At 63.2% G+C, this 20,086-nt stretch carries 23 protein-coding genes and 2 tRNA genes; 7 read left to right on the top strand and 18 right to left on the bottom strand.

The window, feature by feature from the left end:
* Positions 1–67 precede the first annotated feature (67 nt).
* The 4 genes from parC to WS95_RS18725 form a co-directional block, all read right to left on the bottom strand.
* A complete protein-coding gene (parC, locus tag WS95_RS18740) occupies positions 68–2,389 on the bottom strand; it encodes a DNA topoisomerase IV subunit A (protein ID WP_034208056.1) in 2,322 nt (773 codons plus the stop codon).
* Between the two features lie 69 nt (positions 2,390–2,458).
* Positions 2,459–4,441: a DNA topoisomerase IV subunit B gene (gene parE, locus WS95_RS18735; protein ID WP_034208057.1), complete on the bottom strand. Its 1,983-nt coding sequence runs from the start codon at positions 4,439–4,441 to the stop codon at positions 2,459–2,461.
* 220 nt (positions 4,442–4,661) lie between these two features.
* Positions 4,662–6,611 (bottom strand): ATP-binding cassette domain-containing protein, encoded by a 1,950-nt coding sequence (locus tag WS95_RS18730; RefSeq protein WP_059825006.1) that lies wholly within the window; start codon positions 6,609–6,611, stop codon positions 4,662–4,664.
* Positions 6,612–6,887: 276 nt separating this feature from the next.
* Positions 6,888–7,292 (bottom strand): DUF4399 domain-containing protein, encoded by a 405-nt coding sequence (locus WS95_RS18725; protein WP_059781239.1) that lies wholly within the window; start codon positions 7,290–7,292, stop codon positions 6,888–6,890.
* A 198-nt stretch (positions 7,293–7,490) separates the two neighbouring features.
* Here WS95_RS18725 and WS95_RS18720 point away from each other — a divergent pair, with 198 nt between their 5' ends.
* Together WS95_RS18720 and WS95_RS18715 are read left to right on the top strand one after the other, a co-directional pair.
* On the top strand, positions 7,491–7,673 hold the full coding sequence (locus WS95_RS18720; protein WP_034190709.1) for a rubredoxin: 183 nt from the start codon (positions 7,491–7,493) through the stop codon (positions 7,671–7,673).
* A 147-nt stretch (positions 7,674–7,820) separates the two neighbouring features.
* Positions 7,821–7,895: transfer RNA gene (locus WS95_RS18715), tRNA-Arg, on the top strand.
* Between the two features lie 164 nt (positions 7,896–8,059).
* On the opposite strand, the gene WS95_RS18710 is transcribed toward WS95_RS18715, so the two are convergent.
* From WS95_RS18710 to WS95_RS18670, 11 genes are all read right to left on the bottom strand, one after another.
* Positions 8,060–8,782 carry a hypothetical protein gene (locus WS95_RS18710; protein ID WP_059825004.1) on the bottom strand — a complete coding sequence of 241 codons (723 nt, stop codon included), beginning with the start codon at positions 8,780–8,782 and terminating at the stop codon, positions 8,060–8,062.
* A gap of 246 nt (positions 8,783–9,028) precedes the next feature.
* Entirely contained in the window at positions 9,029–9,415 is a 387-nt protein-coding gene (locus WS95_RS18705) for a Rap1a/Tai family immunity protein (RefSeq protein ID WP_156440319.1), read from the bottom strand.
* 21 nt (positions 9,416–9,436) lie between these two features.
* The gene (locus tag WS95_RS34880; protein ID WP_156444498.1) at positions 9,437–10,183 is read right to left on the bottom strand and encodes a hypothetical protein; all 747 of its coding nucleotides are present in this window, start codon (positions 10,181–10,183) and stop codon (positions 9,437–9,439) included.
* A gap of 42 nt (positions 10,184–10,225) precedes the next feature.
* The gene (locus WS95_RS18700; protein ID WP_059825003.1) at positions 10,226–10,741 is read right to left on the bottom strand and encodes a hypothetical protein; all 516 of its coding nucleotides are present in this window, start codon (positions 10,739–10,741) and stop codon (positions 10,226–10,228) included.
* A 325-nt stretch (positions 10,742–11,066) separates the two neighbouring features.
* Positions 11,067–11,717: a hypothetical protein gene (locus WS95_RS34875; protein WP_156444497.1), complete on the bottom strand. Its 651-nt coding sequence runs from the start codon at positions 11,715–11,717 to the stop codon at positions 11,067–11,069.
* Positions 11,714–12,130 (bottom strand): hypothetical protein, encoded by a 417-nt coding sequence (locus WS95_RS18695; protein ID WP_059825001.1) that lies wholly within the window; start codon positions 12,128–12,130, stop codon positions 11,714–11,716. Before WS95_RS18695 ends, WS95_RS34875 begins: the two co-directional genes overlap by 4 nt.
* Positions 12,131–12,206: 76 nt before the next feature.
* Positions 12,207–13,241 (bottom strand): hypothetical protein, encoded by a 1,035-nt coding sequence (locus WS95_RS18690; RefSeq protein ID WP_156444496.1) that lies wholly within the window; start codon positions 13,239–13,241, stop codon positions 12,207–12,209.
* 262 nt (positions 13,242–13,503) lie between these two features.
* Positions 13,504–14,226, bottom strand: coding sequence for an O-methyltransferase (locus tag WS95_RS18685; protein WP_156444495.1), 723 nt, complete (start codon positions 14,224–14,226; stop codon positions 13,504–13,506).
* A gap of 97 nt (positions 14,227–14,323) precedes the next feature.
* The gene (locus WS95_RS33590) at positions 14,324–14,620 is read right to left on the bottom strand and encodes a 4Fe-4S dicluster domain-containing protein (protein ID WP_082746941.1); all 297 of its coding nucleotides are present in this window, start codon (positions 14,618–14,620) and stop codon (positions 14,324–14,326) included.
* A gap of 2 nt (positions 14,621–14,622) precedes the next feature.
* Positions 14,623–14,931 carry a hypothetical protein gene (locus WS95_RS18675; RefSeq protein WP_059824996.1) on the bottom strand — a complete coding sequence of 103 codons (309 nt, stop codon included), beginning with the start codon at positions 14,929–14,931 and terminating at the stop codon, positions 14,623–14,625.
* Between the two features lie 12 nt (positions 14,932–14,943).
* On the bottom strand, positions 14,944–15,525 hold the full coding sequence (locus WS95_RS18670; protein WP_082746940.1) for an RNA polymerase sigma factor: 582 nt from the start codon (positions 15,523–15,525) through the stop codon (positions 14,944–14,946).
* Positions 15,526–15,698: 173 nt separating this feature from the next.
* Between WS95_RS18670 and WS95_RS18665 the strand changes: the two genes are divergently transcribed.
* Together WS95_RS18665 and WS95_RS18660 are read left to right on the top strand one after the other, a co-directional pair.
* Positions 15,699–15,775 (top strand) — tRNA-Met (locus WS95_RS18665).
* Between the two features lie 222 nt (positions 15,776–15,997).
* Positions 15,998–16,330 (top strand): hypothetical protein, encoded by a 333-nt coding sequence (locus WS95_RS18660; RefSeq protein ID WP_059824992.1) that lies wholly within the window; start codon positions 15,998–16,000, stop codon positions 16,328–16,330.
* A 53-nt stretch (positions 16,331–16,383) separates the two neighbouring features.
* Here WS95_RS18660 and WS95_RS18655 read toward each other — a convergent pair whose 3' ends face one another.
* Complete coding sequence (locus WS95_RS18655; protein ID WP_034208075.1) at positions 16,384–17,124, bottom strand: SDR family NAD(P)-dependent oxidoreductase; 741 nt, start codon at positions 17,122–17,124, stop codon at positions 16,384–16,386.
* 115 nt (positions 17,125–17,239) lie between these two features.
* Here WS95_RS18655 and WS95_RS18650 point away from each other — a divergent pair, with 115 nt between their 5' ends.
* Complete coding sequence (locus tag WS95_RS18650; RefSeq protein ID WP_059824990.1) at positions 17,240–17,872, top strand: TetR/AcrR family transcriptional regulator; 633 nt, start codon at positions 17,240–17,242, stop codon at positions 17,870–17,872.
* Positions 17,873–17,893: 21 nt separating this feature from the next.
* Here WS95_RS18650 and eco read toward each other — a convergent pair whose 3' ends face one another.
* Positions 17,894–18,394: a serine protease inhibitor ecotin gene (eco, locus tag WS95_RS18645; RefSeq protein ID WP_059824989.1), complete on the bottom strand. Its 501-nt coding sequence runs from the start codon at positions 18,392–18,394 to the stop codon at positions 17,894–17,896.
* 143 nt (positions 18,395–18,537) lie between these two features.
* Here eco and WS95_RS18640 point away from each other — a divergent pair, with 143 nt between their 5' ends.
* Positions 18,538–18,867, top strand: a complete 330-nt coding sequence (locus WS95_RS18640) for a hypothetical protein (protein WP_059824987.1) — start codon at positions 18,538–18,540, stop codon at positions 18,865–18,867.
* A 190-nt stretch (positions 18,868–19,057) separates the two neighbouring features.
* On the opposite strand, the gene WS95_RS18635 is transcribed toward WS95_RS18640, so the two are convergent.
* Entirely contained in the window at positions 19,058–19,462 is a 405-nt protein-coding gene (locus WS95_RS18635; protein ID WP_059824985.1) for a hypothetical protein, read from the bottom strand.
* Between the two features lie 117 nt (positions 19,463–19,579).
* Here WS95_RS18635 and WS95_RS18630 point away from each other — a divergent pair, with 117 nt between their 5' ends.
* A complete protein-coding gene (locus WS95_RS18630; protein ID WP_059499107.1) occupies positions 19,580–19,960 on the top strand; it encodes a DUF5594 family protein in 381 nt (126 codons plus the stop codon).
* Positions 19,961–20,086 lie beyond the last annotated feature (126 nt).

The following is a 20,086-nucleotide window of genomic DNA, read 5'->3' as shown; positions in this document are numbered from 1 at the left end:
GCCGCACGCCCGCCGAAGCGGACGTGCGGCCTTCGATCGCAGCTGAACCGGGCGACCGCGCGCGGCGTCAGCCGAGCAGCGGACGCAGCTCGTTGACGACCTTGAGCTTCGTCTCCGGCGCGCGGCCCTTGCGTGCACGCTTGCCGATGTGCGGCGCGAGCCCGGCGTACGACAGCGTGTCGTCCTGCGCCTTGCCGCCGCGGCCGGTGCCGATCAGCACGACGCCCGCCGGATCGATCGCCAGCGCCTGCACGAGCGTTTCCTTGTCGTCGAGCGCCATCAGGATCACGCCGCGCCCGCCGCCGGACAACGTCTTCATCTCGTCCATCCCGAACACGAGCAAGCGACCGCCGCTCGACAGGCACGCGACCTGCGTCGCGTTCGGCAGCACCGGCATCGGCGCGAGCGGCACCGCGCCCGCGTCGATGGTCATGAACGACTTGCCGGCCTTCACGCGGCTCACCATGTCGCCGACCTTCGCGAGGAAGCCGAAGCCATTGCTCGACGCGAGCAGCAGTTGCTGGTCGGCCGGCGCCGCGTAGTAGTGCATCAGGTGCGAGCCCGACTCGAGCTCGATCAGCGACGTGACCGGCACGCCGTCACCGCGCCCGCCCGGCAGCACCGACACGTCGACCGAATACACGCGGCCGCTGCTGCCCCACGCGATCAGCCGATCCGGCGTGCGGCACTGGAAGGCCGCGTACAGGTGATCGCCGGCCTTGAACGTGAAGCCGGCCGGGTCGAGCCCGTGGCCCTTCAGCGCACGCACCCAGCCCTTCTGCGATACGACGACCGTGACCGGCTCGTCGACCACCTTCGCCTCGAACGTCGCGCGCTTTTCCTGCTGGATCAGCGTGCGGCGATCGTCGCCGTACTGCTTCGCGTCGGCCTCGATCTCCTTGATCATCAGCCGCTTCATCGCGCTTTCGTTCGCGAGCAGTTCCTCGAGCTTCGCCTTCTCGTCGCGCAGCGCTTCGAGCTCCTTCTCGATCTTGATCTTCTCGAGCCGCGCGAGCTGGCGCAGGCGGATTTCGAGGATGTCCTCGGCCTGCCGCTCGCTGAGCCCGAACGCGCTCATCAGCGCGGCCTTCGGCTCGTCCGACTCGCGGATGATGCGGATCACCTCGTCGATGTTCAGGAAGACGATCATCCGCCCTTCGAGGATGTGGATGCGGTCGTCGACCTTCGCGAGACGATGGCGGCAACGACGCGTCATCGTCAGCTGGCGGAACTTCACCCATTCGTCGAGGATCGTCAGCAGGCCCTTCTGGCCCGGCCGGCCGTCGGCGCCGATCATCACCAGGTTCAGCGTCGCGTTCGATTCGAGGCTCGTGTACGCGAGCAGCGTGTTCACGAATTCCGTCTGGTCGATCGTGCGCGACTTCGGCTCGAACACGAGCCGCACCGCCGCTTCCTTGCCCGACTCGTCGCGCACCGCGTCGAGCAGGTCGAGCATCGCCTTCTTCGTGTTGAGCTGCTCGGGCGTCAGCGTCTTCTTGCCGAGCTTGAGCTTCGGGTTGGTCAGCTCCTCGATTTCCTCAAGCACCTTCTGGCCCGACGTGTTCGGCGGCAGCTCGGTCACGACGAGCTGCCACTGGCCGCGCGCGAGATCCTCGATCTTCCACTTCGCCCGCACCTTCAGGCTGCCGCGGCCCGTTTCGTACGCCGCCGAGATTTCGGTGTCGCTCGAGATGATCTGACCGCCGCCGGGGAAATCCGGACCGGGAATCAGGTTCATCAGCTCCGCGTGCGTGAGCTTCGGATTGCGGATCAGCGCGACCGCCGCGGCCGCCACTTCGCGCAGGTTGTGCGACGGGATTTCGGTGGCGAGGCCGACCGCGATGCCCGACGCGCCGTTCAGCAGCACGAACGGCATGCGGCTCGGCAGCGTCTTCGGCTCCTCGAACGAGCCGTCGTAGTTCGGCATGAAGTCGACCGTGCCCTGGTCGATCTCGTCGAGCAGCAGCTTCGCGATCGGCGTGAGGCGCGCTTCCGTGTAACGCATCGCCGCCGCGCCGTCGCCGTCGCGCGAGCCGAAGTTGCCCTGCCCGTCGATCAGCGGATAGCGCAACGAGAAATCCTGCGCGAGACGCACGAGCGCGTCGTACGCCGACTGATCGCCGTGCGGATGGTATTTACCGAGCACGTCGCCGACCACGCGCGCCGACTTCACCGGCTTCGCGTCGGGGCCAAGGCCCATTTCGTTCATGGCGTAGAGAATCCGGCGCTGCACCGGCTTCTGGCCGTCGCACACGTCGGGCAGCGCGCGGCTCTTCACGACGCTGACCGCGTAGCTGAGATACGCCTGCTCCGCGTAGTTGCCGAGCGTCAGCGCGTCGCTCTCCGGCGCGTCGGGGCTGGCAAAGAGATCGGAAGTATTGTCGTCCATCTGAATTCCGTATTCGTAAGTGGCGTGAGGCCGGGCCGGGCGTCATGCCCGGCCGCGCGGCAGGTCCGCTTAAATGTCCGCTTCGACGTCGTTGCCCTTTTCCTCGAGCCAGCCGCGCCGCGCGGCTGCCTCGCCCTTGCCCATCAGCATCGTCATCCGCGCGACGGTCGCCTCGTAGTCGAGCTCGCCGAGCTTCACCGGCATCAGGCGGCGCGTATCCGGGTTCATCGTCGTATCCCACAGCTGCTCGGCGCTCATTTCGCCGAGGCCCTTGAAGCGGCTGATGCTCCACTGCGTGTCGCGCACCCCGTCCTTGCGCAGCTTGTCGAGGATCGCTTCGAGCTCGCCGTCGTCGAGCGCATAGAGCTTCTGCGCGGGTTTCTTGCCGCGCGCGGGCGCGTCGACGCGGAACAGCGGCGGGCGCGCCACATAGACATGGCCGCGCTCGATCAATTGCGGGAAATGCTTGAAGAACAGCGTGAGCAGCAGCACCTGGATGTGCGAGCCGTCGACGTCCGCGTCCGACAGGATGCAGATCTTGCCGTAGCGCAGGTTCGACAGGTCGACGGAGTCGTCCGGGCTGTGCGGATCGACGCCGATCGCGACCGAGATGTCGTGCACCTCGTTGTTCGCGAACAGGCGGTCGCGCTCGGTTTCCCACGTGTTCAGCACCTTGCCGCGCAGCGGCAGGATCGCCTGGTATTCCTTGTCGCGGCCCATCTTCGCGGAGCCGCCCGCCGAGTCGCCCTCGACGAGGAACAGTTCGTTGCGCGCGATATCTTCCGTCTCGCAATCGGTCAGCTTGCCCGGCAGCACCGCGACGCCCGAGCTCTTGCGCTTCTCGACCTTCTGGCCCGCGCGCGTGCGCGCCTGCGCCTGCTTGATCACGAGCTCCGCGAGCTTCTTGCCGTGCTCGACGTGCTGGTTCAGCCACAGTTCGAGCGCCGGACGCGAGAACGACGACACGAGCTTCACCGCGTCGCGGCTGTTCAGCCGCTCCTTGATCTGCCCCTGGAACTGCGGATCGAGCACCTTCGCGGACAGCACGAACGACACGCGCGCGAACACGTCTTCCGCGAGCAGCTTCACGCCCTTCGGCTGCAGGTTGTGCAGCTCGACGAAGCTCTTCACCGCCTGATAGAGACCGTCGCGCAGGCCCGACTCGTGCGTGCCGCCGGCCGGCGTCGGGATCAGGTTCACGTACGACTCGCGCACGAGCGAGCCCTCCTCGCTCCATGCGACGACCCACGACGCGCCCTCGCCCTCGGCGAAGGTTTCGTCGGTCGAACGCGAATCGGCGAAACGCTCGCCTTCGAACAGCGGGATCAAGAGCTCGCTGCCGTTCATTTCGTCGAGCAGGTAGCCGCGCAGACCGTCTTCGTACTTCCACGTCTGACGCTCGCCGGTCTTTTCGTTGACGAGCACGACCTCGACGCCCGGCAGCAGCACGGCCTTCGAGCGCAGCAGGCGCTGCAGCTCGCCGAGCGGCAGGTTCGGCGAATCGAAGTACTTCGGATTCGGCCACACCTGCACGCGCGTGCCGGATTTTTTCTCGCTGCGCCCCGCGGCTTGCGTCGCGAGCGGCTTCACGACGTCGCCGTCGGCGAAGCCGAGCTCGGCGATCTTGCCGTCGCGCCAGACCGTCACGTCCAGACGCGTCGCGAGTGCGTTCGTCACCGACACGCCGACGCCATGCAGGCCGCCCGAGAACGTATACGCGCCGCCGGCGGCCTTGTCGAACTTGCCGCCCGCATGCAGGCGCGTGAACACGATCTCGACGACCGGCACGCCTTCTTCCGGGTGCATGCCGAACGGGATGCCGCGGCCGTCGTCTTCGACCGACACCGACTGATCGGCGTGCAGCGTGACCGTGATCTGCTTGCCGTAGCCGCCGAGCGCCTCGTCGGACGCGTTGTCGATGACTTCCTGGATGATGTGCAGCGGATTTTCGGTACGGGTGTACATGCCGGGCCGCTGCTTGACCGGCTCGAGACCCTTGAGCACCTTGATCGATGCTTCGCTATAGGCCGCGCTGGGTTTCTTCGTTGACATAGGCGCTGAATTTCGTCATTCATCGGGACGTTGTCCACACCTCGTGTGGATAACGTCGTGGACAAAACGTTGAGTTCCGTAAAAAAGCGAATCGAAACAACGGTGTGCTTGGACTGCTCCGAAAGCGGGCGCGCGGCTTGCGCGGCGCGCTCCTGAACGCGCGGTATTTTACTGGTTCCGCGTGGCGCGCCAATCGCGGGATCGGCGCGCGCCGCACGCGTCACGCCGGCTTGCGCTTCGCCTCGAGCGTTTCCCACCGTTCGAGCGCGGCGAGCAGTTCGTCGTCGATCGCCGCGAACCGCTCGGTCAGGCGCGTGCCCTCCTGCGGATCCTTCGCGAAAATCGAGCCGTCCTCGAGCTGCGCATTGATCGTCTTCTGCTCCGCTTCGAGCGCGGCGATCTTCTCCGGCAGCGAATCGAGTTCGCGCTGCTCGTTGAACGAGAGCTTCACCGTGCGCTGCGCGTTGCGGCCCGCCGCGCTCTTCGCCGGCTCGTCCTTCGCGGGCGCCGCTTCCTTGATCGCGCGCTTCGCCGCCTCCTGCTGCGCGAGCTGCTCCGAGCGGGCGCTCTGGATCTGCCAGTCGGTGAAGCCGCCGACGTATTCGCGCCACTTGCCGTCGCCCTCGGCCGCGATCACCGACGTCACGACGTTGTCGAGAAACGCGCGATCGTGGCTGACGAGCAGCACCGTGCCGTCGTAGTCGGCCAGCAGCTCTTCGAGCAGTTCGAGCGTCGGGATGTCGAGGTCGTTGGTCGGCTCGTCGAGCACCAGCACGTTGGCCGGACGCGCGAACAGACGCGCGAGCAGCAGCCGGTTGCGCTCGCCGCCCGACAGCGACTTCACCGGCGAGCGCGCGCGCTCCGGCGCGAACAGGAAATCGCCGAGATAGCTCATCACGTGCTTGCGCACGCCGCCGATCTCGACCCATTCGCTGCCGGGGCTGATCGTATCCGCGAGGCTCTTCTCCTGGTCGAGCTGCGCGCGCATCTGGTCGAAATACGCGACCTGCAGGTTCGTGCCGGTGCGCACCGTGCCTTCGTCGGGCTTCAGGTCGCCGAGGATCAGCTTCAGCAACGTCGTCTTGCCGGCGCCGTTCGGGCCGACGAAGCCGATCTTGTCGCCGCGCATGACCGTCGTCGAGAAACGGTCGACCACCGTGCGGCCGCCGTAACGCTTCGTCACGTCGGTCAGCTCCGCGACGATCTTGCCGGACTTCTCGCCCTGCGCGACGTCGAGCTTCACGTTGCCCTGCGCATTGCGGCGCTCGGCGCGCTCGTTACGCATCTGCACGAGCCGCGCGATGCGGCCGACGCTGCGCGTACGGCGCGCTTCGACGCCCTTGCGGATCCACACTTCTTCCTGCGCGAGCAGCTTGTCGAATTTCTCGTTCTCCACGCGCTCGACTTCGAGCTGCTGCGCCTTGCGCGTCTGGTACGCGGAGAAATTGCCCGGATACGACAGCAGCCGGCCGCGATCGAGCTCGACGATGCGCGTCGCGACGCGGTCGAGGAACGCGCGATCGTGGGTGATGAACAGCAGGCCCGCGCGCTGCGCGACGAGCAGCTCTTCGAGCCAGCGGATGCCGTCGAAGTCGAGGTGGTTGGTCGGTTCGTCGAGCAGCAGCACGTCGGGCTGCAGCACCAGCGCGCGCGCCAGCGCGACGCGCTTCTGCATCCCGCCCGACAGCGCGTCGACACGGGCGTCGCCGTCCTGCAGGCCGATCTGCGCGAGCGTCATCGATACGCGCGTGCGCCAGTTCCATGCGTCGTGCGCGTCCAGCGACGACTGCAGTGCGTTCATCCGCGCGAGCAGCGCATCGTGCTCGGCGCCTTCCGGTATCTCCGCGAGGCGGTGCGCGATCGAATCGTATTCTTCGAGCAGTTCGCGCGTGTGCGCCAGCCCCGACGCGACCGCGTCGAACACCGTCGCACCCGGCTCGAATTCGGGCTCTTGCGGCACGTAGACGGTCACGAGCTCCTGCTGGCGCGTGACCAGCCCGTCGTCGGCCTTCGCGAGACCGGCGACGATCTTCAGCAGCGACGACTTGCCCGCGCCGTTGCGGCCGATCAGGCCGACGCGCTCGCCGGCCTCCAGCGAGAAATCCGCGTGATCGAGCAACGCGACGTGACCGAACGCGAGCTGCGCGCCGGTAATGGAATAGAGCGACATGGGGAGACGGCGATGAGAGAAATCGGAAGCGCCCATTGTACCGGTCGCGGAGGCCGGTATCGGCTCGGCCGGACGGACGAAGGCCGCGGGTGGCGCTCGACGCGCGCCGGCGCGGCACCGCGAGCGGATTGCGGCCGGTTTCCGGTGCGGATGCCGGCCGCGGTTTGCGTCCCCGCGAAAACGACCGAATGCCGGCCGGATGCCCGCGCGGCCGGCCGATCGGCAGATCCCGCGCGCGGCACATCGGGCGCCTGCGCGGGATGCGCGGTTATTTCGTTATTTCACGTTGACCGTGATCGTCGAGCTCATTTCGGGGCCGTACGAACGGTGCGCACCGTCGCCGAGCTGCAGCGTCAACGTGTGCTGGCCGGGCGGCAGCTTCACGTCGGTTTCGGTCTGGGCCTTGCCGAAATGCAGCGAATGCTCGGTCGCCGGGATCACGTCGCCCTTCGGCACCGGCTTGCCGTCGATCAACAGGTGATGGTGACCGGTATCCGGGGTCATGTCGCCGGCCGGCTTGAGCGCCATGCCTTCGAGACCGAATTTCACGTGCACGGGGCTCGACACCGTCGCGCCGTCCTGCGGCTCGACGAAGAACACACGCGCTTCGGCGCGCGCGAGCGTCGACACGGCCAGCGCCGCGACACAGACTGCACCCGCGATCCACTTTCTGTTGAGCATCGTTACCTCCTTCTGATTGACAGGCCCACGAAGCATACACCGCGTGCACGGCCGACGCGTCGGCGTCGGTTGTTCGCGATGCGTACGTTTAAAACGACGTTGCGCAGGTGTTCGGCGAAATTCCGGTACCATTGCGCCTTTCGTCCGCCGGCGAGGCTGCGGACGGCATCGCCGAATTTTCATTGTCCCGAGCGCAACATGAGCGAAGTAACCGAATACCAGAGCTGGGTCTGCCTGATTTGCGGGTGGGTCTACAACGAAGCGGAAGGCCTGCCCGACGAAGGCATCGCCGCCGGCACCCGTTTCGCCGACATTCCCGCCGATTGGCGCTGCCCGTTGTGCGACGTGGGCAAGGAAGATTTCGTCGTCGTCGATTTCTGATTTTCCGTTCCGATCGCGGTCGATTACGCGATACGCGCGTCGGTGTGCATTCCGAGCCGCCGACGCGCCGCGCGTTTGCTATACTCTGCGCGCTGTCCACACCGCCGTCCGGTTCGCCATCTCTTGCGCGAATGCCCGGACTTGGCTCTCCCCGTAGTTCAATGGATAGAACAAGCGCCTCCTAAGCGCTAGATACAGGTTCGATTCCTGTCGGGGGGACCATCTAAGTTTCCAACACTTCCCAAGTTTGTCCAAAAAGTCGCGCACATCCTTGTGTTGTCTGGACTTTCGCTGCCATCATTGCCTAAGGTTACCCAATACAAGCCAAGGGGGCATCCGCGCACGCAAACCTCGAATCAGTTCGTCATATCCATCGCTGCTTGTCATCACCCCTTCCATCGTCGACTGAAGAACAGCTTGCACGAACGCACGAACAACTGCGGTTGCACAGGCCACGCAATCGCACACGCACCCCGATACTGTCGCGCGAGCGGCGGCGCATTCCAACGGCCAGGGTGTGGCATGAAATCAGCTGGAATCGCCTCGATGCCATCGAACATTGACGGCTGTGTCCATTCGACGTGTGATGCTCGGGACACGCGACGGTCAAGCGCCCGCAAGCCAATGGCGAGGTGCCGGGCCACACCGACCTTATCGCCGTCAAATCGCTCGAACGTCCGCAGATACGCGACTGCTTCGGAAAACCGCTCCCCGATTATGCGCGCCGCTGCGGCGGCCTCCTCGCGCATCTCCATCGACGCCAACGGCTCATATTTTTCCGGCGCCGAGAGCCGGGCAGCGATGGCGTTTGGCATGAAGTCGCCGTCGTCGTCGACATCATCTCGGTCGATACGTGTGGCGAAGCGCTCCTGACGGTTGACGAACCTGCCGAACTCTCGCTGTAGGCGCGTGACGATCAGTTCACGCACACCTTCGTCTTCAGGGTCAGGGTTTGCATCCGGCTCAACATGCAATTCGTCAACGATCAGCCAAGCCTCGTTCGTCAGATCCTCCACGGAGTGATCGCCCTGGGACGATCCAGCGATCCGCTCGAGCTGCTTGCGAATTAGGCCGATGACTCGCTGGAAGAATGCAAAGGCCCGGTTCAAAGGCCCTCCCGACCAGCCGGGGACGTCTTACCCGCTACCGCATCGGCAGCGCAGAAATTCCTCGGCAACGATAGCCGGGCGCAGTGCCCGGTACTCGATCTAGGGTGCATCGGGCGATGCTAGATTATTCGTATGACAGATAAAAGCATTACACAACTTTCGTGGGAGCAGTACTCTTAAATTGAAAACCATCAAAATTTGATCAGGCCGTTCATGTGACCGCTTCCTGTGCGCACGACTAGGGACCTAGTCGCAGGGGTAAGCTTCCGCGACGGCCTTTCGAATGACAATGACTGCGGGCTGAGCACCGAATTCTCGATCTCGCTGGAGCGCCATGCCGACAATCTGTCGTAACTTGGTCGCGTTTGCTTTGCCAGCGGCGCACATATGCACGACGCTTGATCGTTCCGTCAGCCTTTGATTCTCGCCGGCCTGCAGCACCGCGTCGTCATCTACGACTCCCATGACATACATACTGGCGGCCAAATGAAGAGCGCCGTCGTTCGAATTGATCCAGCTTTCCAGTTGCCGCCCCATCATTGGAGCAGCTTGGGCTGCAAAAGGCGGGAACAGCAAGCATCCCACGAGGCCCGCACCGGACATGGCTGCAATCGATGCAGTAATTTTTCTCATTGTCGCCGTCGTATAGTTTGGTCAGTCGTTCGTGCGGCCCTGTCGGCCGACCTCAGAATCATCAACCAAGAGCGCATCTAAGACGGGATCTAGCCAATCAAGCATATAGTGCGCCAACACCCTTACCGGCGCATTCGGATCCAATCGTTGCGGCTGAGACGACGTGAGCGGTACCGGATACCGCCCCCGCCAAACGACGACCTCTCCAAGGTCTCTACAAATATTCTTGACGGTTCGGACGTCACCATCGGTTCGGATGACGGTACGAAATCGATCGCCAAAAAGCTCGGCGGCCTCGGCAAGCGCAAGCAAATTGTGTCCGTTTGACGTCGGAACTCCTAAGGCTCTCAGTTCAGCCCCGGTGGCCTCGCCTTTCCCATCCATCACAACTCGCACCTCGATTTTGGCCGGATGATGTTCGACAATCCAGGCCTTTAGAGCAGTCTCGAGAGCGAGTCCGTAAAGAAGCTTCGTCGTTTCTAGAGCCTCAAGTGCAGCAGCAAAGGTCGGCTCGGTTTTGGATTCGGCCGCGGCTTCGACCTCGTCGACGACCGTTCTTTCGAACACGTTCCAAAGAGCAATTGCCGAGCGGCGGAGTGCACGCGAATGTTTGCGCCATGCGATCGGATCCCGTGCTTTCTCTAGAAACTCGGTTGCAATCATTCCGTGCCCCTGAAACGAACAGACATAAAAACCGCATGCGGCGGCCGTTGGGATCGACACACTGTCGCTCACCAACGCCGCTGCGTTCAACTTGTGTACTGCCAAGGTGAAACCGGATGCCTCAGCACTCGTTGTATGAAGCTGATGTTATGACTTGGGGAAAGTAGACATTAACCGCCGGACCTCATGCCGAACCTTCTTTGCGGCTCCGTCGATCGCCGTAACGTAGGCCGCGATCTCTCCGTCGGATGTGACAAAGTATGCGCCTGGGTTCCTGACATTAGTATTGGGCAAGTGACTGTCTACTCGCACGTTCGCGGTCTTGGCCTCGATCAGTGCTTCTGCAACATCGGCCGACGCGACTCCGTCGATAGATAGCTCATCAATTGCCGACATTACGATCCGCAGTCGGTCAACTAGATGCATGTCCGGATGCTTCACTCCATTGATTGCTGGAAGCCGCAAAATCACTGCTTGCAATGATTCGGCGCGCTGATGCGTCATGGCTAAAATCTTCTCGATCGCATCGAACCGCTCCGCTCGGTCGGCTTGGCGCATCTGCACGGCCAGGCGCCCTTGGGCTCCTCCGATCCAGAAGGCAGCAATGATCGCTGCAATCGATCCGACCGCCTGCACGAGGGCGGCCACGTCCGCGATTGTCACTTTCGCTCCTCTTTCCGCCGAGGGATCGTAGCACGCTCATGAACCATGCCCGATCAGAAATGAAAGGCCAGCTCGGGGCGGGGCTTCATTTCGGCCAGATCGCACTCACGGCAGCTTGTCGCCGCTGTCGAGCTTCGACTTGTCCAAGGTGAACGGCTAGCTGCTATGACCCTTGTGCTTCTTCGCCTTGGCGCCGGTCTTCGCGGGTGCCGCAGCGGGCGTCATCGCCTGCGCAAATACGGCTGTAACGAACATCGATGCAACGAGAGCGACTGCGAGTTTCTTCACGTCGTTCTTGATCCAACGGGTTGGGGTATGGTCCGCGTTATGCGGCGTCAGCAACAGGTTTCCTGTCCTTCGGGTCAAAATACTGCTTTACCACGATGTGGCGCACTCGCACTGGACGTCCGGACCCCTCGTGAGTATGCGTCGAGAAGAAGGCCAACTCGGCACGGCTAGAGCATTCAGCCTCTTCATATGCCGGCAGCTTTAGTCCCTGCAGTCGCTCACGCCACTTAGCAAGAACGCCGGAACAGTTTGCGCCTCGCACATACAGAATCAATGCCCCCTCGTCCGCGTTCGGCGTGCCCGGACAATATCTAGTAGTGAGCTGATTGAATCCTTTCTCGGCGTACGCATAATCTTTGTGAATTTTTGCCTCACCAACCCAGATATATCCATTGAGATGCCGAATGACGATATCTGAATGACCACCGATCTTCTCGTCGTGTGACGCATCGTATGTGCGAGAACACAGCATTCCGATCAGTTCAGCCGTCAATCGATCTTCGCCGTCATCCGCGCGCACACCCGGATCCTCTTCAATCTTTGCGATACATTGATCGATATCCTTGTACAGAACCCGTACAAAATCACCATAAGACTTAACAAGCAACCGCTCGGCAAACAACGCCCAGTCTGGCCGGATAGCACCAAATTTCTGAATATCCGCAAGCGACATTGAGTCAAGACTCACGACACACGCCCCAATGATCGCGCGTCGTCGCTAAGCACGAAGAACATGAACAGTGAATGTTCGAAATCCGGCACCGGCTCTCCCGTTTTAGGATGGTAAAAAATTGATTCATCCCGGGCTTGCGCCACGTCCTCTATCGACAATTCCTCAATGTAATCGCTCTTCTGATCAATGAATTCAAACCGAGGATCAAGCAGGTGCAGTCGTCCGCCAGAAAGATACTCGACAGATGGAAGGATATCCGCCACATCTGCTAGGCCAGCGATCTTACTAAGCTGACCAAATGTAATCCGTTCAAGGTAATTTTTATTCTGCAGTGAAAAATATTCGACTATCGCAAGGCACGCGCGACGAACCTCGGGCAAGCGCCCGAGATCCTCTTCGATGCGTGCGATAGCAATGTCCTTTTCCACAACCCTATTCACTCAAGTTTGCCCATGACCAGCGCGAAGTCATCCTCATTCGCGCACCCATCTACGATAGCATAGCTCACGTGTGCATCCGCCCCCCGGCTATCGAGAAGTGCCCGGAAATCGATACCGTTGGTGCCCTCGCGCCATCGTTCGAAAGCCACGCTTTTCGGATCGAATACTCATCCGTGTCTCCGCTGATCGCTTTCATCCCCTCTTCATGAAACTGTTCTCGACGGAGATCGGACTTTCGTCCTCGCATACGCTCCTCTTTGATCGATTGCGTAGTTGTCGCGTGACCAAGACTGTTCACAAATCCATCGTTCTGAGCATAGAGCTTAGCGATCAACGGAAAAAAGTTCTCAGCATGTAGCAGCCACTTCTCATTCTGAAAGCGTTCCCCAAAAAAGCTATTCAGCCGTTCGGTATAGAAATTGCGCGCTTTCGCGAAATCGTCCCTTGTCAGACGGCAGGAGATGTCGATTTGGACCTCGACACTACCGGATGGTCGAAATATGATCGAATCGAATGCTTGGACGAACCCGCTACGCACCCCGATCACCTCGTCATACCCATCCAGTGCAGATCGAGCGTCACCATCAAGCTCGGTCAAGTCAATCGGCTCACGCATGCGGAACGCGCGCTTACAGCAAGCGAACACACGTACCGATTTGTCCGCCTGCGTTACCGCATGGCAGAATACGCCGTTAAACGATGCGCGGCGAAGTTTTGATTCCGACAGCGGCAGAGGAAAGCGTTCGGCATACTCGGAATCGGAATCGACAAGCGCAACAACGCGCTTCCCAGCCTCTACCGCCTCCGCGGGCGAAATCTTAAATACCGAAACAGCGCGTTCACCGACAAGCAGCGAATCTAGATATATTTCCTTAACCAGATCCCGACACGCGATAAGGCTGTCCCGTGACATGACCACGTCGTTGTACTTGGCCAAGAGCGGCGGCCAACCTTGAGCGGTCGGCATTGCCGCAGCACGCAGCCGAGCAGTAACAAACCTTACTGGATAGCAATCTGAACGCGCGCGCAGTGCTTCCAAGTACTGGATCAATTCCTTCTTAATCTGCGCTGCCGTCGCGCCTTGGTCTCTCGAGTTCATACCCCTCGTTGGTCTATGCCGTTTGTTGGTTTGCCAGAAACATACCGTATTGGGCAATTCTAGGTATGCGTGTTTACCTAGTATAAGGGGTCGATACCGATCACAATCGGTCAGATCCGCTTCTCCACGCCCGTCCTTTAGGGGCATTTTTGGGGGGCATATGCCGCGCGAATTCAACCGGAAGGCGCGCCCGCTATATCACCGTGAATTCTGTCGAGGACCAGTCAAGCCCCAAACCGCCCCCAAGATTCACAGCCCCCGCTCAACCAACGACCACCGTAAACTCGACCCCCGACTCGAAATCCAGCGTCGTGGTCGAAAACCGCGGATCCTCGTCGAGGTAATCCTTATACGGTCGAACGGCGTCCTCGGCCGTGTACATATTGTCGGCGAGCACGATCGACCCCGGCCGCAGCACGCGCTCGATCTGCCTGAACAGCTTCAGATAGGCGTCAGCCCATACGTCGATAAACACCATGTCGACGGTCCCGTCCAGTTCGGCAACCGTCTCGAATACATCACCCTCCCGCACGTCGACATAGGCGTTCAGCCCCGCTGTTTCGACGTGTGCCCGCAGGTGCGCGCATTTGAGCGCATCACGTTCGGTCGCGATGACCACGCCACGGCCCAACGTACGCAGCGCGTCGGCCAAATACAGGGTCGACACGCCGCAGGAACTCCCGAGCTCGAGGATTCTGGCCGACCGTTGCGACAGCACGATGTTGCGCAGGAATCGCCCCGTCTCCGCCGACACGGCCAACGACAGCGCACCGCTTTCCGACGATTCGAAATCGTCGCTGAAGAGGCCGAACGTTTCGAGAAAGCGCCCTCGCAGCCGGGGGGCGAGCGTTTCGTATTCGTCGACGAGCGTCGGAAACGCCTCATTCGGCCCCTGGAACTGCGCGCGGGCCCGGGCGATGATTTCGCGCCGGCTTTCTTCATGCAGCCGTTGCAAAAGAACGTCGATGGTTGAAGCCAAGTGCATTCCTTGACGAGATTGATCACGTGAACGGCGTATCCAGCGGCTGCCATCCGTCGGACTGCGTGCGATACCGCGCCGTCATCGGCGAGCCCGGACGACGCTATGCCCTTCTGGCAAGCGTGATCGCCCGTTCGGGACACGCCGTCACGCAAAGCCCGCACGACCGGCAGGCTTGCGCATTCGGCGTATAGGCGACTTTCATTCCATGCACGCGCAGTTTCAAGCGATGCATCAGCCCGAGGTCGAGATAATCGGCCTGATCGATGCGCCGCACCTCGAACACGTTTTCAGGGCAAACGGCAACGCAATCGCCCTTGCCTTCGCAACGCTTCAGATCGACGACCGGCGCAATCACGCCCGCCTTCTGCTTGCAGTCGGCCGCTGATTTCTCGCGCATGATCACTCCTCCGTGGGCCGCTTGCCGCGCGACCGCCATGCGGCCCGGAACTGCTCGCGTTCTTCCGGCGTCATGGCTTCCCACTTGCGCCAGTGGCGCCGGCCGTGCCAGCCGCGGTGTCCGCGAAATCCGCCGAACAGGATGCGGCTCAACACGAGCAGGCCCAGCGAATGCGCGAAGTCGATCGTCCGGGCGCCGACGAACAACGCCGGCATCACCCAGTTCCACAGCATCATGACGATCCATCCGAGCACGCCTATGGCGACCACCACGAGCAATGCCTTGCCCGCACATCTGATCCGAAAATTCATCCGTCGACTCCTCTAGTTATCCAGTTCGTCATAAATGGGTTGCAGTCGAGCACGCAGATGCAGGACCGCGTAGCGTTTGCGCGCCAGCAGCGTATTGAGCGTGACGCCGCTTTGCGTGGCCATCTCCTTGAAGGACAGCCCCTCCAGTTCGTGTGCGATGAAAACCTCGCGCTGATTCGCCGGCAACTCGTCGAGCGCATCCTGCAACGCCTTCAGCAACAGTGTGCGTGCATAGCGCGCTTCAGGGCCGGCGTCGTGCGCCGGTAACGCGAGATCCAGGCGATACTCGCTGTCCGCTTCGTCGTCGGCATCGAGCAGATCGGTCAGCGGCTGCTCCTTCTTTTTGCGGAAACGATCGATGATGCGGTTGCGCGCGGCACGGAACAGCCACGCACTCGCCTGTTCGATCGGCGCAGGAAGTCGATAAGCCTGGACGAATTCGTGAAGCACATCCTGCAGAACGTCCTCGGCATCGTCCGGGTCGCGTATCCGGCGCCGAATGAAGTTCCCTAGCCTCGTTCGTTCACGCATCACCGTCGCAGTGATGTCGCGGTCTGGGTCGGTCATCGTTTGCGAAGTGGGTGGCGGTTCCATGCGTCTGAAGACGTTTCAGGCGCGCGAATATTGTGGCGAAGGTGAAAATTTTCCGGCCGTACGCGTCGGTTTCCGCGCGCGGCAGTCGTTTCAAGGAACAGGCCCGATATGAGCTCGGGCCGTCTTCGCACGAATCGTTTGACTCCGCGCACCGACCCAAGTACACTTCGCGCCGCGGGGTGGAGCAGTCTGGCAGCTCGTCGGGCTCATAACCCGAAGGTCGTAGGTTCAAATCCTACCCCCGCAACCAAATACCGAAAAAAAGCCCGCTTTGCGAAAGCAAGCGGGCTTTTTGCCATTCAGCGGTCCGCGATATTGCTGACGCGCGCAGGCGGCACACGAATGACGTGTGCAATCGGGCATTCACCACGATATGCGACACGCGCGCGCACCTCGCCCGTTCGCCGCCGACATGCACTGAACATTGCGTAGAATTCCGAACCTTCTTCAGTTCAGCACACGGACTCCGCCCATGCTTCGGACGATCGCGGCGCTCGCCGCGCTTTCAGCGATGACCGGCACGGCCAACGCCGCCGACACCAACACGGCCTCTGCCGAACAGCGCTACGTCAGCCCGGGCGTCGCCAACGTCACTGCGTCGGCAGCCCCGCGTCCGGACAACACGTCCCCCGACACCCGCTGCCGGGAACTGGCCGCCGGCATCGACGCGGTCACGCACTCGCCCGACCGCGGCCAGAAGGTCGTGCGCGGGATGGGCCCGGACGGCAAACCGCGCAACGAACTGCGGGCCTACGACAAACGGGCCGACCTGGAAGCCGAGCACCAGCGCGTCGGCTGCCGATAGCGAACGACGACGAACCCGCCGTCACCCGGCCCGCTCACGCCGCGCATCGGCGTTCATGCATTCGCGCCGCCGTCGATCGTCAACCCGGTCCCGGTGATCGATCGCCCTTCCGGCCCGACGATGAACGCCACGAGCGCGGCTACGTCGTCGGCCTTGCCGTACTGCTGAATCGCCATCCGCGAACGTTGCGCATCGGCGTGCTCGCCATCGGCCGGATTCATATCGGTATCGGTGGAGCCCGGATGCACGATGTTCACCGTGATGCCGCGCGAGCCGAGATCGCGCGCGAGCCCCTGCGTCCAGCCGATCAACGCGGCCTTGCTCGCCGCATAGAGGCTCATCCCCGCATCGGGCACGCGCGTCGCGAGGCAACTGCCGGTCGACACGATGCGCCCGCCCTCCCCGAGATGACGCGCCGCCGCCTGCGACGCGACGATCACCGCACGCACGTTCACGTTCAGCGTCGCGTCGATATCGTCGAGCGTGAGCTCGTCCAGCGCGCCGGCCCGGAAAATCCCCGCGTTGTTGACGAGGATGTCGAGGCCGCCGAACGCGTGCGCGGCACGATCGACCGCGTTGCGCACGGCCACCGGATCGGCGCTGTCGGCCTGGATCGCCACGGCGCGACGGCCCAGCGCTTCGATGCCGGCGACGACGGCCTGCGCCCGCTCGGCCGATTTTTCATACGTGATCGCCACGTCGGCGCCGTCGGCCGCCAGCCGTTTGGCGATCGCCGCGCCGATGCCGCGGCTGCCGCCGGTGATGAGTGCACGCTTGCCCTGAAGTCGGTTCATGTCGGTTCCTTTCCTCATTTATGTAACGACCGACACAGAATGTGGCAAGTTGCGTCGCACAGTCAATTGATTTATTTTATCGATCGATACAGATATCGACGAAGGGACGGACGCAATGGCTGAACGAGGCCGACCGAGAAGCTTCAACAAGGAAGCGGCGCTGGATCGCGCGATGGAGGTGTTCTGGCGTCTCGGCTACGAAGGGGCGTCGATGACGGACCTGACGGCCGCGATGGGCATCGCGTCGCCGAGCCTGTATGCGGCCTTCGGCAGCAAGGAAGCGTTGTTCCGGCAAGCCCTCGAGCATTACCGCGCAACCGAGGGGCGAGAAATTTGGGGAGGCGTCGAACGGGCGGCCAGTGCATACGACGCCGTGCGGAACTACCTGATGGATACCGCACGCGTGTTCACGCGGCGTTCGAAGCCGGCCGGCTGTCTGATCGTGTTGTCGGCGCTGCATCCGGCCGAACGTTCCGACATGGTCCGGCAGACGTTGATCGCGATGCGCGAGGGCACGGTCGACGCGCTGCGGGAACGCCTCGCGCAAGGCGTCGCGACAGGCGAAATATCGGCGCACGCGAACCTCGATGCGATCGCGCGCTACTACGTGACGGTTCAGCAGGGGATGTCGATCCAGGCGCGCGACGGCGCGAGCCGCCGCGATCTGGAGGCCGTCGCGCAGGCCGCGCTGGCCGCATGGCCGGCGCTCGTCGGCGCGCGCGGCGCGGCCGGCGCGGCCGGCGGATAGCGGCAGGACGCCGCCGGGAGATTACTGTTTCGCGGCTTGCTGCACGTCCTTCGACGCATGCCACACGCGATAGCGCACGTCGAAACCATCCGGTACATACACGACGAGCGGCAGACGGCTGTTGTAGCGCAGCAGCTGACCGTCGCCGCGCACCTGCACGAACCGCCGCTGCGGCGCCTGGCCCGGGCACGCCATCAGCGTCGATGCCGGCCCCTTCACGTCGGTGAGCCGGTAATACGTGTAGCCCCAGCCCTTCACGTCCTCGGCGGTCAGCTCGCCGCCGAACCACTGCTGGTTGCAGTCGGTCTCCAGCGTCTTGCCGATCATCAGCTCGACGCGCGCATCGCCCTCGTTCTCGAGCGCGGGCAGCGCGATCACGACGCGCTGCTGGCCGGCGGCTGCCTGCGGAAACATCTTGATCGACTCGGCCGGCACGGCGGGTGCGGATGCCGGCGCGGCCACGCATGCGGCGGCCGTCGTCACGCAGCAGGCGGCCAGTGCGGCCCGGATCGCGAATTTCATCGATGTGCTCCTGAAAAACAAATGAGCCCCGGATGCTAACACTTTCGTCGCAAGACCTTACGAGGCTGTAATTTGGCGACACAATTGCAAACAGCCGGCAATCCCCGGGCGCGGTACTTATAGCGGAACCAACGGAGAACATCATGCTGAAGCTCATTGCCGCCGCCGGCGTCGCCACCCTGCTGGCCGGCTGCGTCGTCGCCCCGGACACCGGATACGGCTACGGGCAGCCCTACTATTCCGATCCCGGCTATGCGTACGCCCCGTCTCCCGTGTACGGCACGGTCAACATCTGGGGCGGTGGCGGCGGACGCGACTGGGATCGCGGCCGGCGCGACTACCATCACTGGGACGGCGATCGCGGCAACCGCGGCAACGGCTGGTGGCGCGGCGGCGGACGCCGCGGCGACTGGAACGAAGGCGGCGGTGGCGGCGGACACGGTCGCGGCGACGGCGGCGGTCATCGCCACTGACGCAATTGCAACCGTTTGTATCCACGCACGGCCCGCCGATGACCGGCGGCGCATCACACCGGCGAACGGACGGCCACGCCAAAGACGAAGGCCCTCGCATCGAGCGAGGGCCTTTCGTCGTCCGGCCGGACGAAGCAAGCGTCGGCGAGGGCGTGGCCGCCCGGCACCGAACCCGCTCGCGCGCCGCCGCTTACCAGCCGGCCGGTTGCACGTAGCCGCCCTGCTGCACCGGCGCCCCGCACACGTACGCACGCTGGTAGCGGTCGTAGCAATAGTTCGGGCCGTCGTCCTGGTACTGCGCCTGCTGATAGGTCGGGTAGGCAGGCTGCTGGTACGCGGGCGCCTGATAGTAGGTCGGCGGCTGATAGGCCGGCGCCTGGTACGCGGGCGCCTGATATGCGACGGGCGGATTCATCGCCGACGTCACGATCGCACCCAGCACCGCGCCGCCGATCAATGCGCCGATGACGGCGCCGCCGTCGCGGCCATGCGCGGACGCCGGGCCCGCGACCGCGAGCGAACCGGCAAGGACACATACTGCGGCAATCTTTTTCATGATGGACTCCCACGCGAAGTGGTACTGGATGCGATGCATTGTGGCGGTACGCGGCCGTAATAGATGCAGCAAGTGGTAACGCGCGATTACCGGCATCGCCCCCGGCGAAACGCGCCGTCGCCGTGCTACGATTTTCGGCATACAGGAGACGACGTCATGCAGCCCGAAACCGCCCGCCGTTTCGATACCGAATTCGCACCGCGCATCGCGCAGGCCATCGCCGCGTTCTTCGCCGATCACGTGCAGACCGACGTCGTCCCCTATGGCGGGCACGGGCATCCGACGCGCGTGCAGATCCGCAGCGCGCCGCACGAGCACGTGAGCGGCTTCGTGCATCCGCTGAATCTCGAACTGACATGGGACACCGACGAGATCGAGCGACTGATGGAACCCGACGGCCCGCAGCGCTTCGAGCACTACCTCGCCGCGCTGCCGAGAAAGCTGGGCGCGTGGCAGGGCGCGCGCGACATCGATCTCGCATCGCGCACGCAGGCCGACCCGCTCGTGCGGCTCGGCGGTCTCGACTTCGAAGGCTGAATGCGCGCGTCGGCCGGCGGCCGTACGGCTCGGCGTCCCGCGATGCGGCCCGGTGATACACTCGACCGGCCCCGTCCCGGTGCAGCCACGCCGGCCGGGCCGTTCATCGCCGCCTCCACCCCTGCA

It is taken from the genome of Burkholderia sp. MSMB1826 (assembly GCF_001526325.1).
In the GTDB taxonomy this organism is placed as follows: Bacteria; Pseudomonadota; Gammaproteobacteria; order Burkholderiales; family Burkholderiaceae; genus Burkholderia.
The sequence above is the reverse complement of the archived record's forward strand: the minus strand, read 5'-3'. Positions and strand labels throughout refer to the sequence as shown.